The sequence below is a fragment of the Streptomyces synnematoformans genome (genome assembly GCF_039531005.1).
Classification (GTDB): Bacteria; Actinomycetota; Actinomycetes; order Streptomycetales; family Streptomycetaceae; genus Streptomyces; species Streptomyces synnematoformans.
Genome location: NZ_BAAAPF010000253.1, coordinates 1 through 10357 on the forward strand (window position 1 = coordinate 1; position 10357 = coordinate 10357).

Genomic DNA, 10357 nt, shown 5'->3' on the forward strand with positions numbered 1-10357 from the left:
CCTGGGCGCCGCCGCCGCGGCGGCCGGCGGCGTTCGAGGCGGTCACCACGGGCGCCCGGGGCGCCCGTTGCGGGTGCTCGTCGCCACGAACGAGCCCTGGGGTACGTACCACGTCACACCGCTGCTCGCGGAGGCCGGACGGCGCGGCGTGCGGATCACCCAGCTGGTGCCGGACACCTCCGGCGTCCAGCCCGGCGACCCCGTGCCCGTCGCGACGCCGGAGCGCGTGCGGCACGCCGATCTGCTGGTCGTCACCGGCGCCGGTGACTGGCCGCTGGAGTGCGCCGCGCGCTTCCCGCGGCTGCCGGTGGCGGCCAGCTCGCTGGCGTACCTCGGCCCGCGCGAGGCCCCGGGCGCCCGGCTGTTGCGGTCCCGGCTGCGGGCGGTGACCTCCTCCTCGCCGGCCGAGGCGCGCGCGTTCGCGGGCTACCTGGGCGTCCGCCGCCGGATCCGGGCGGTCGGCTCGCCGCAGACCGACACGCTGCCGGCCCACCGGCCGGAGCCGGGGCTCGTCCTCGTCCTGACCAGCGTCACCCACCCCGACGACACCGGCGGCGCCGCGCCCGGCACCGAGCTGCTGCTCGCCGCGGCCGAGCGGCTGCGGGCCGCGGGCAGACGCATCCTCGTCGGCCTGCACCCCCGCGAGGACCCCAAGCTCTGGGACGCGTACGAGATCAGCGACGTGCCGTCGCTGCAGGCGGCGGCGCGGGCGGAGGCGGCGGTCGGCATCCCCGGCACCGTCTTCCCGCTGGTCGCCGCGGCCGGCGTGCCGCTGGTCGGCGTCACCGACGCCGGGCTGACGGTGCCGGACTACCTGCTGGCGGTCTGCTCCTCGACCATCGACGACCCGGCGGCGGCGGTGCCGGCCGTCACCTCCGCGCGGCTGCCCGCGCCGGACGTCCTGGCCGACGCCGTCGGCCCGGTCGGCGGCTCGGCCGGCCGCCTGCTCGACGTCTGGAGCCGCACGGCGCACCCGCCCCGGGGCACCCCGCGTACCGGCCCGTAGCCCCATCCCGTAGCCTCTGTGACCCCGGGGCCCGCGGCGCCCGCCGCGGCACAGGAACCCGCCCGGCGGCGTGCCCCGCGCCGGGGCGCAGGGGAGGTGGGCCGATGACCGTCGCGGACGCCGACGAGGCCGCGCCCGTGCCCGGCGCCGGCCCGGTGCTGTCCCTCGGCGCCGTGGCGAAGCGCTTCCCCGACGGCACCCGCGCCCTCGACCCCGTCGACCTCGACGTCGCGGCCGGCGAGTTCGTCTCCGTCGTCGGCCCCTCCGGCTGCGGCAAGACCACTCTGCTGCGCATCGCCGCCGGCCTCGCCGAGCCCTCCGCGGGCGCGGTGGCCGCGCGCGCCGACCGGCTCGGCTACGTCTTCCAGGACCCGACGCTGCTGCCCTGGCGGTCGGTGCGTACGAACGTGGAGCTGTTCGGCGAGCTGCGCGGCGTCCCGCGCGCCGAACGGCGCAAGCGCGCCGACGCCGCGCTGGAGCTGGTGGGCCTCACCGACTTCGCCGGCCACCGGCCGCGCGCCCTGTCCGGCGGCATGCGCATGCGCGTCTCGCTGGCCCGCTCCCTCAGCCTGCGCCCGGAGCTGTTCCTGCTGGACGAGCCGTTCGGCAGCCTGGACGAGATCACCCGCGAGCGGCTGGACGACGACCTGCTCCGGCTCTTCGCCGCCGAGCGGTTCGCCGCCGTCTTCGTCACGCACTCCGTCCTGGAGGCGGTCTACCTGTCCACCCGGGTCGTGGTGATGTCCCCGCGCCCCGGGCGCGTCTGCGGGGAGTTCACCGTCCCGTTCGGCTATCCGCGGACCGAGGGCCTGCGCTACGACCCCGGGCTGAACCGGATCGCGGCCGACGTGTCCGCCTGCATGCGCGAGTCCGCGCGCTGAGAAACCGACCACCCCCGACCCCCAACCGGAGGAACCCCCGATGACCGTGCAGAGCCGCCCCCGCCGCTTAGCCGTGCCGCTCGCCGCCGCCGTGCTGCTGACCGTCGCCGCCTGCGGAGACGACGGGGACGGCCGGACCGACGCCAGCGCGTCGGCGCCGGCGGCGGAGAGCGGCGCAGCCGCACTGGACGGCGTGTGCCCGGAGACGGTGACCGTGCAGACCTCCTGGCTGCCGAACGCCACGTCCTTCGGCCCGCTGTACGCGCTCCTCGGCGACGACCCCGAGGTGGACGCCGACCGCAAACGGGCCACCGCACCGCTGGTCGCCGACGGCCGGGACACCGGCGTCTCGCTGGAACTGCGCGCCGGCGGCCCGGCAATCGGCTTCTCCTCGACGACCGCGCAGATGTACGCGGACGAGGACATCGACCTCGGGGTGGTCGGCGGCTTCGACGAGATCGTCCAGAACTCCGCCACCCAGCCCACGACCGCGGTGCTGGCGCTGCTGGAGAAGGACCCCACGATGATCTACTGGGACCCGGAGACCTACCCGGAGTTCGAGACGATCGAGGACGTCGGCGAGACGGACGCCACGGTGCTGTACTTCGGCGGCGACGCGTACATGGAGTACCTCACCGGCGCCGGGATCCTCGACAAGGACCAGGTGGACGGCTCCTTCGACGGCTCACCCGCGCGCTTCGTGGCGGCCGGCGGCAAGCTGGCCTCCGCCGGCTACGCGGCCGAGGACCCGTACATGTACGAGCACGAGATCGACGACTGGATGAAGCCCGTCAAGGGCCAGCTCGTCTACGAGGCCGGCTACCCGCTCTACGGCCCCTCCCTGGTCGTCCGCCCCGAGCGGGAGGACGAACTGGCGCCCTGCCTGGAGAAGCTGGTGCCGATCGTCCAGCAGGCGCAGGTCGACTACCTCCGCGACCCGGACGCCACGATCGCCGCCATCGTCGACATCGCCGAGCGCTACCGGGGCGGCGACGTGCTCACCGAGGGCATCGCCCGGTACGGCATCGGCGAGATGAAGAGGCTCGGGATCGCCTCGGACGACGCCGAGGGCCGGGACACCACCGTGGGGAACTTCGAGACCGCCCGCGTCCAGAAGATCATCGACATCGGCCGGCCGCTCTTCGAGAAGCAGGACAAGCCCCTCAAGGAGGGCCTGAAGCCGGCCGACGTGGTGACCGACGAGTTCGTCGACCCCGGGATCGGGCACGGCAGGTGACCGGCCGCCCGCCGGCCGCGGCCGGACACCGCGGGCCCCGGCGCCCGCGCGGTGGAGTAATCTCGCATCCCAGTCCGGTCACCGGCGCGCCGGAGCACGGCCGCAGCGGTAGGCGGCCGACACGGAGAGGAACATGAGCGACGACGGCACAGCCGACGGGCCCCGCGGCCGGTCGCCGCTGCCCGACCCCACGGCAGCGCACGCCTCCCGTACGTACGACTACCACCTCGGCGGCAGAGACCACCTCGGCCCGGACCGCGCGCTGGTGGACGAGGTCGAGTCCACCCTCATGCCGGACGTGAAGATGCGCGTGCGCGCCCAGCGGCTCTTCCTGGAACGGGCCGTGCGCTACCTGGTCGAGGAGGCCGGGGTCCGCCAGCTCCTCGACCTCGGCTGCGGCCTGCCGCAGCAGCGCATGCCCAACGTCCACGAGATCGCGCACGCCGCCGCCCCCGGCACCCGGACCGTCTACGTCGACAACAACCCCGTCGCCGTGGCGCACATGCAGGCCCTGCAGACCGACGGGGACCTGACCGTCGCCTTCACCGGCGACGTGCGCCGGCCGGAGGACATCCTCGACGACCCGCAGGCGCGCGCCGTGCTGGACTTCGACCGGCCCGTGGGCGTGCTCCTGGTCGGGCTGCTGCACTTCCTGTCCGACGCGGACGAGCCGGCGGGCCTGGTGGCCCGGATCCGGCGCGGGGTGGCGCCGGGCAGCCACCTCGTCGCCTCCCAGATATCCGCCGAACTCGACCCCCGCGTCGAACGGCTCACGGAGGTCTGGGCGCGCGGGGCCACGCCGATGGTGCAGCGCGGCCGCGCCGAGCTGGAGCGGATCACCGCCGGCTGGGAGCCGGTCGACCCCGGCATCGTGGTCGCGCACGAGTGGCGCCCCCGCGCCGGCGACCGCACCGAGGGGAACGCCTACGCCCTGGTGGCCGTCCGGCCATGAACCTGCGGCCGTTGACCCGGAGGCTGCCGCCCCTGCTGGTGGCCGGTGCCGCCGTGGGCGGGTGGTACCTGATCAGCATGGTGGTGCTCGCCGAGGACCGGCGCTTCCTGTTCCCGCCGCCGCACGACGTGGTGCGCGTCGGGTTCCTCGACGGCGCCAACCGCGCCGAACTCCTCGACGCACTGCTGCTGTCCGCCCAGGTGGCCCTGCTGGGCCTGCTCATCTCCGCGGCCGGGGCGATCGCCATGGCCGTCCTGATGAGCCAGGCCCGGTGGCTGGAGCGCTCCCTGTTCCCGTACTTCGTCGTCCTCCAGGTCACCCCCATCCTCGCCCTCGTCCCGCTGTTCGGCTTCTGGTGGGGCTACGGGTTCGGCACCCGCGTGCTCGTCTGCGTCATCATCGCCTTCTTCCCGATCCTCACCAGCACGCTCTTCGGCATCCGCTCCGCCGACGCCTCGTACCACGACCTGTTCCGGCTGCAGAACGCCGGCCGGATGACCCGGCTGTGGAAGCTCCAGCTGCCGGCCGCGCTGCCGAGCATCTTCACCGGGCTGCGCATCGCCGCGGGGATGTCCGTCGTGGGGGCCATCGTCGGCGACTTCTTCTTCCGCCAGGGCCAGCCGGGCATCGGCGTGCTCATCGACCTCTACCAGTCCCGGCTGCAGTCCGAGCAGCTGCTCGCGGCCGTGCTCCTCTCCTCGCTCTTCGGCGTGGTGGTCTTCTGGTTCTTCGGCTGGCTCGCCCGGATCGTGGTCGGGAGCTGGCACGAGTCGGCGGACGAAACGGGCGTCAACGCCTGATGTCCGGCGCGGGCGAGGCCGGTGCGCCGGCCGGTCCCGAGTACCGTCCGGGCAGACGGATCCGGACGAAGGTTCGGGAGGACGCCCCGACGGGGTATGATTCCGCGCTGGCGGCGGGATGGTGAACTGACCGGCGGGGGAGGGGAGATGGCGGCGTCAGTACCGGTGGCCGGCGGGCGGCGCATGCCCGGCGGCGCGGACCTCCCCCGGGGCGGGCCGACGATACGGCGGATCGTCCTCGGCTCCCGGCTGCGCCGGCTGCGGCTCCGTCGCGGCGTCGGACTCGACGCGGCGGCCCAGGCCATCAGGGCGTCGGTGCCCAAGCTGAGCCGGCTGGAGCGGGGCCAGGGCGGCTGCAAGGAGCGCGACATAGCGGACCTGCTGACGCTGTACGCGGTGACCGACCTCCGGGACCGCGAGGCGTACCTCGCGCTCGCCCGCGGCGCCAACACCCCCGGCTGGTGGCAGCGGTACGGCGACCTGACGCCGCGCTGGCTGGAGACGTACCTCGGCCTGGAGGAGGGCGCGACGCTCATCCGCGGCTACCAGTCGCAGCGCGTGCCCGACCTGCTGCAGACGCCCGCGTACGCCGCCGCGCTGGCCCGGCTGACGTACCCGGGCGACAGCGCGAACGCCGTCGCCCGCCGGGTCGACCTGCTGAAGCGCCGACAGCAGGTGCTCGCCCGGCCCGACCCGCCGCGCTGCTGGCAGCTGATCGACGAGAGCGCGCTGCGCCGCACCGTCGGCGGGCCCGCGGTGATGCGCGAGCAGATCCGCCATCTGATCCGGCTGCACGGCCCGGAGTTCCCGGAGATCGCGGTGCACGTCGTACCGCTGCACACCTCCGCCGCGACGGCGCTGTCCGGCCCGGTGACGCTGCTGCGCTTCGCCGAGGCGGACCTGCCGGACATCGCCTACCTGGAACAGCTCACCGGCGCGCTCTACCTCGACGACCCCGACGACGTCGAACGGCACCGGCTGGCCGTCGACCGGCTCGCCGCGCCGGTCGCGGAGCGGGCGGGCACCGACCTGTTCCTGCGCCGGCTGCTGCGCGCCGCCTGACCGCCGGCAACTGGCTCAAAGCAGACCCCCGTCCACGCGCCACCGGCCCGGGGCGCCCTGCCCGGACCGGGGACCGGCGGTGGCCACGGCGCCGTGCCGGAGCGTCCGTGCCCCCGGCGGCGCGTGCGCGGAGCGTAGCATCGGGCCACGGCGGCGCCCCACGTCCTCGCGCCGACCACGGTTCGCGAGACGAGAGAGACCGAGCATGCCGCAGCCGGACGCCGCCCCGCCCGCCGACCGGACGATGTGCAACCGTCCCACCACGTCGCCCCGGTGGACGTTCATCCGCACCGAGACCGGCAGCGCCGCGTTCCTCGTCGCCGCCGCGGTCGCCGCGCTCGTCTGGGCCAACGCCGCCCCGGACAGCTACACCGACGTCTGGCACACGCACCTGTCCGTCGAGCTGGGCGACCACGGCCTCTCCCTCGACCTGCGCGAATGGGTGAACAGCGGCTTGATGACCATCTTCTTCCTGGTCATCGGCCTGGAGGTGCGACGCGAGTTCGACATGGGGGAGCTGCGCGAGCTGCGCCGCGTGACGCTGCCGTTCGCGGCCGGACTCGCCGGCATGCTCGTCCCGGTGCTCATCTTCCTCGCCTTCAACGCCGGCGACCCGTCCGCCTCCGGCTGGGGCGTGGCGATGTCCACCGACACCGCGTTCGCGCTCGGCCTGCTGGCCCTGCTGGGGAAGCGGTTCCCGCGCCCCCTCTACACCTTCGTCCTCACCATCGCGGTCGTCGACGACTTCGTCGTCCTGGCCGTCATCGCCTTCGTCTACAGCGACAGCGTGCGCTGGCTCCCGCTGCTGATCGGAGCCGCCTTCTTCGCAGCGATCATCGCGGTGCGGTCGTCGGGGAGCCGCCGCGGCCCGGTCTACGCGGCGCTCGGCGTCGCGATGTGGCTGGCGTTCGAGGAGTCCGGGGTCGACCCCGTCGTCGTCGGGCTGCTGATCGGGCTGATGACCTTCGCCTACCCGGCGCCGCGCAGCGAGCTGGAGCGGGCCAGCGGGCTGTTCCGCTCGTTCCGCGAGCAGCCCACCCCCGAGCTGGAGCGGGAGGCGCGGCAGGGCATCGCCTCGGCAATCTCCCCCAACGAGCGGCTGCTGCGGATGTACCACCCGTGGAGCAGCTATCTGGTCGTGCCGCTGTTCGCCCTGGCCAACACCGGTATCCGGCTGGGCGGGGACGCCCTGTCGAGCGCGGTCGCCTCGCCCGTCACGCTGGGGGTCTTCCTCGCCTTCGTCGTGGGCAAGCCGCTCGGCGTCGTCGGCGCGACGGCGCTGACGACCCGGCTGAGCGGGGGCCGGCTGCAGCCGCCCGTCGGCTGGGCGTCCGTCGCCGGCGGCGGCGCCATCACCGGCATCGGGTTCACCATCGCCGTGCTGATCGCCACGATGGCCTTCGACGGCGAGCGGCTGGAGGAGGCGAAGATCGGCGTCCTCGCCGCCGTCCTCGGCTCCGTCCTCGTCACCGCGCTCGTCGCCTTCGTGACCGAGCGCCTGCCGCGGCCGCTGCGCACCCGCGCGCTGCTCGGCACCGCCCCCGTCATCGTCGACCTCGCTGTGCCGGTGGACCCCGGGCGCGACCACATCCGCGGCCCGCTGAACGCGCCCGTCACGGTCGTCGAGTACGGCGACTTCGAGTGCCCGTACTGCGGGAAGGCCGAGCCCGTCGTACGCAACCTCCTCGCCGACTTCGGCGACGTCCGCTACGTCTGGCGGCACCTGCCGCTCACCGACGTGCACCCGCGCGCCCAGCTCGCCGCCGAGGCCGGGGAGGCGGCGGCCGAACAGGACGCGTTCTGGCCGATGCACGACCGGCTGCTCGCCCACCAGGACCGGCTGAAGCCGAGCGACCTGCTGGAGCACGCGGCGGAGCTGGGGCTCGACGTCGAGCGGTTCCGCCGGTCGCTGCGCTCCCGCGCCGGCGTCGGGCACGTCACCGAGGACACGGAGTCCGCGGACCTCAGCGGCGTCGCGGGCACGCCGACGTTCTTCGTCAACGGCCGCCGCCACCACGGCGCGTACGACATCGGCAGCCTGTCCGCGGCGGTGCGGGCGGCGCGGGACCGGGTGGCGCTGGACCAGCCGGAGGCGTGAGCCCGGGCGCCCCCGGGCGCGGCGGGCGGGGACCGGAGGCGGCGGGCGTCAGGTTCCGCCGCCCCCGGAGACTGCGGTGAGCAGCGCCAGCGGCGTGGCAGCCGCCCACGCCTGCGGGGAGCAGGCGTGGGGATACGGTACGGGCGCCGGGTGGTCGCTGCGTGCGTAACCGGCCAGCACCTCCGGCAGTCGCCAGCCGTGCGCCTCGGCCGTGGCGAGGAGCCCCCGGGCCAGCGTCCGCGCCTCGGCGGCGAGTCCGTAGCGGGCCAGGCCGAGGGCGATCACGGCGTTGTCGTGCGGCCAGCAGCTCCCGCGATGGTACGACAGCGGGTGGTACGGCACCTGACCGGCCGCCAGCGTGCGCACCGCCCACCCCGAGAAGAAGTCGTCCGCCAGCAGCCGCCGTCCGGTGCGCCTGCCGCGCTCCGGGTCGAGGATCCCGGACCACAGCAGGTGGCCCGCGTCCGAGGCGAGCGCGTCCGCCCGCCGCCCGCGGCCGTCCAGCGCCAGCGCCGGGAAGTCCCGGGCGGGCAGCCAGAAGTCGCGGTGGAAGCGGTCGCGCAGGTCGGCGGCGACGGCGTCGAGGCGGTCGGCGTACGCGGCGTCGCTCCAGACGGCGCGGGCGAGGCGCGCGGTGCGCACGAGGGCGTCGTACGCGTAGCCCTGGGCCTCGGCGACCGCGACCGGGCCCTCGGCCGGGGAGCCGTCCGCGAAGCAGATCGCGCCCGCGGAGTCCTTCCAGTTCTGGTTGACCAGCCCGCCGGGGTCGGGGGTGTAGACCAGCCAGCCGTGCTCCGCGAGCCCGCCGTCGCCGAGCAGCCACGCGACGGCGGCCCGCGCCTGCGGCTCCAGCCGCCCGGCGAGCGCGGTGTCACCGGTGGCGTCGGCGTACGCCTGGAGCAGGACGAGGAAGAGCGGGGTGACGTCGACGGACCCGTAGTAACGCCCGTACGGCACCTGCCGGAACGCGGCCAGCTCGCCGTGGCGCAGCTCGTGCGCGATGCGGCCGGGCTGCTCGGCGGAGAAGGCGTCGTGGCGGGTGCCCTGGGTGGCGGCGAGCGCCAGGAGGGTGTCGCGGGCGAGGGCGGGACGGTAGGGCAGGGCGAACAGCGAGGTGAGCACGGAGTCGCGCCCGAACAGCGTCAGGAACCACGGGACCCCGGCCCCGGGCACGGTGAGCGCCTCCGCGCGGGGCCCGGTGGCGGGCACCCGCAGCAGCGCGAGGTCGACGAGCCCCTGCGCGCACGCGCGCGCGAGCGCGGCGCGTTCGGCCGGGGAGAGGGCGGGGGCGCTCGCGCCGGGCGCGCGGGTGTCCGGCGTATCCGGGGCCGGTGCGCAGGCCGGAACCGGCGGTCGGGTGAACGCCTCGGTCCCGGCGCGGAGTTCGGCGGCGGCCTGCGCCGGGGTCGCGGCGTCCGCGACGTCCGGCGCGCCGTGCGGGCGCGCCTCGACGCGCAGCGCCAGCTCCGCGGTGCCGTGCGGCGGGAGCATCAGCGTCCAGGCCAGCCGCCGGGCGGTACCGGCCGCGGCAGCTGCCGCGCGCTGCGCACTCGCGGCGCGCACGTCCTCGCTCGGCCCGGTCCCCGGGGTTCCGCCGGCGGAGCCCGCGCCCGCGGCGCCCGCCCCGACTTCGCCCGTGGCGCTCGCACCGCGACCGCCGGCCCGGCCATCGGCCCCCTTCGCCCGGCCCTCCGCGGTCACCTCCGTCACCTCCGCCGGCGGCGGGTCGCACCTGACCGCCGTACGGGAGCACCACTGCGCGCCGCGGCGGTACGTGAACTCCGCGCCGTCCGGCAGCTCCCGGGCCTCCCGTGCGGTGTCCGCCGGACGCGGGTATGTCCGGCCGTCCGAGCGCAGCTCGAAGAGGTCCGCGAAGTCCGCGTCCGCCAGCAGCTCCAGCCGGGCCGTCACCGGCTCCGGGCGGTTGCTGGCCAGCCGCAGCCGCTCCACCAGCACGCCCGAGGCCACCGCCTGCTCGCGGAACACCGTGTACGGCGCGGGCTCGTCGCGGCCGCCCGGCGGGGTGAGGACGGCGGCGGCCGGGAGCCGGCCGTCCCGGGCCGGGACCAGGACCGCGGGCTCGGCGCCGTCGACCGTCAGCCGCCAGCGGCTCAGGTGCCGGGCGTCGCGGCGGAACAGCCCGTCCGGGGAGGTGCCGCGGCGGCCGGTGACGTCGCGGCCGGGGGTGAGCGCGGCGAACGTGCCGTCCCGCGCGAGCAGTACGCGCCCGTCGCCGCTCATCGCGCCGCCGCCCCGGCCGCCGGCCAGCCCCCGGCCCCCGCCGCCAGGTCCAGCGCCAGCGCCGCCGTCCAACTGAAGTC

8 protein-coding genes are annotated in these 10357 nt (G+C 75.9%); 7 read left to right on the forward strand and 1 reads right to left on the reverse strand.

Going from position 1 to position 10357, the window contains the following annotated elements:
• Position 1: 1 nt before the first annotated feature.
• The 7 genes from ABD317_RS27625 (at position 2) to nhaA (ending at position 8036) form a co-directional block, all read left to right on the forward strand.
• A complete protein-coding gene (locus ABD317_RS27625) occupies positions 2-1006 on the forward strand; it encodes a hypothetical protein (protein ID WP_344293071.1) in 1005 nt (334 codons plus the stop codon).
• Positions 1007-1110: 104 nt separating this feature from the next.
• Positions 1111-1887, forward strand: coding sequence for an ABC transporter ATP-binding protein (locus ABD317_RS27630; RefSeq protein ID WP_344293073.1), 777 nt, complete (start codon positions 1111-1113; stop codon positions 1885-1887).
• A 40-nt stretch (positions 1888-1927) separates the two neighbouring features.
• Positions 1928-3124, forward strand: coding sequence for a hypothetical protein (locus tag ABD317_RS27635; RefSeq protein ID WP_344293075.1), 1197 nt, complete (start codon positions 1928-1930; stop codon positions 3122-3124).
• Positions 3125-3257: 133 nt separating this feature from the next.
• Positions 3258-4076 (forward strand): SAM-dependent methyltransferase, encoded by an 819-nt coding sequence (locus ABD317_RS27640; protein WP_344293077.1) that lies wholly within the window; start codon positions 3258-3260, stop codon positions 4074-4076.
• Positions 4077-4087: 11 nt separating this feature from the next.
• Complete coding sequence (locus ABD317_RS27645) at positions 4088-4876, forward strand: ABC transporter permease (protein WP_344293079.1); 789 nt, start codon at positions 4088-4090, stop codon at positions 4874-4876.
• 147 nt (positions 4877-5023) lie between these two features.
• Positions 5024-5938: a DUF5753 domain-containing protein gene (locus ABD317_RS27650; protein WP_344293081.1), complete on the forward strand. Its 915-nt coding sequence runs from the start codon at positions 5024-5026 to the stop codon at positions 5936-5938.
• A gap of 205 nt (positions 5939-6143) precedes the next feature.
• A complete protein-coding gene (gene nhaA, locus ABD317_RS27655; protein ID WP_344293083.1) occupies positions 6144-8036 on the forward strand; it encodes a Na+/H+ antiporter NhaA in 1893 nt (630 codons plus the stop codon).
• A gap of 48 nt (positions 8037-8084) precedes the next feature.
• On the opposite strand, the gene ABD317_RS27660 is transcribed toward nhaA, so the two are convergent.
• Positions 8085-10277, reverse strand: a complete 2193-nt coding sequence (locus ABD317_RS27660) for an amylo-alpha-1,6-glucosidase (RefSeq protein ID WP_344293085.1) — start codon at positions 10275-10277, stop codon at positions 8085-8087.
• Positions 10278-10357: the final 80 nt, after the last annotated feature.

What these genes read in the sequence shown, in the direction of transcription:
- ABD317_RS27630 (WP_344293073.1), top strand. Translation starts at nt 1,111, where the DNA reads ATGACCGTCGCGGACGCCGACGAGGCCGCGCCCGTGCCCGGCGCCGGC.
- ABD317_RS27635 (WP_344293075.1), top strand. Translation starts at nt 1,928, where the DNA reads ATGACCGTGCAGAGCCGCCCCCGCCGCTTAGCCGTGCCGCTCGCCGCC.
- ABD317_RS27640 (WP_344293077.1), top strand. Translation starts at nt 3,258, where the DNA reads ATGAGCGACGACGGCACAGCCGACGGGCCCCGCGGCCGGTCGCCGCTG.
- ABD317_RS27650 (WP_344293081.1), top strand. Translation starts at nt 5,024, where the DNA reads ATGGCGGCGTCAGTACCGGTGGCCGGCGGGCGGCGCATGCCCGGCGGC.
- nhaA (WP_344293083.1), top strand. Translation starts at nt 6,144, where the DNA reads ATGCCGCAGCCGGACGCCGCCCCGCCCGCCGACCGGACGATGTGCAAC.
- ABD317_RS27660 (WP_344293085.1), bottom strand. Translation starts at nt 10,277, where the DNA reads ATGAGCGGCGACGGGCGCGTACTGCTCGCGCGGGACGGCACGTTCGCC.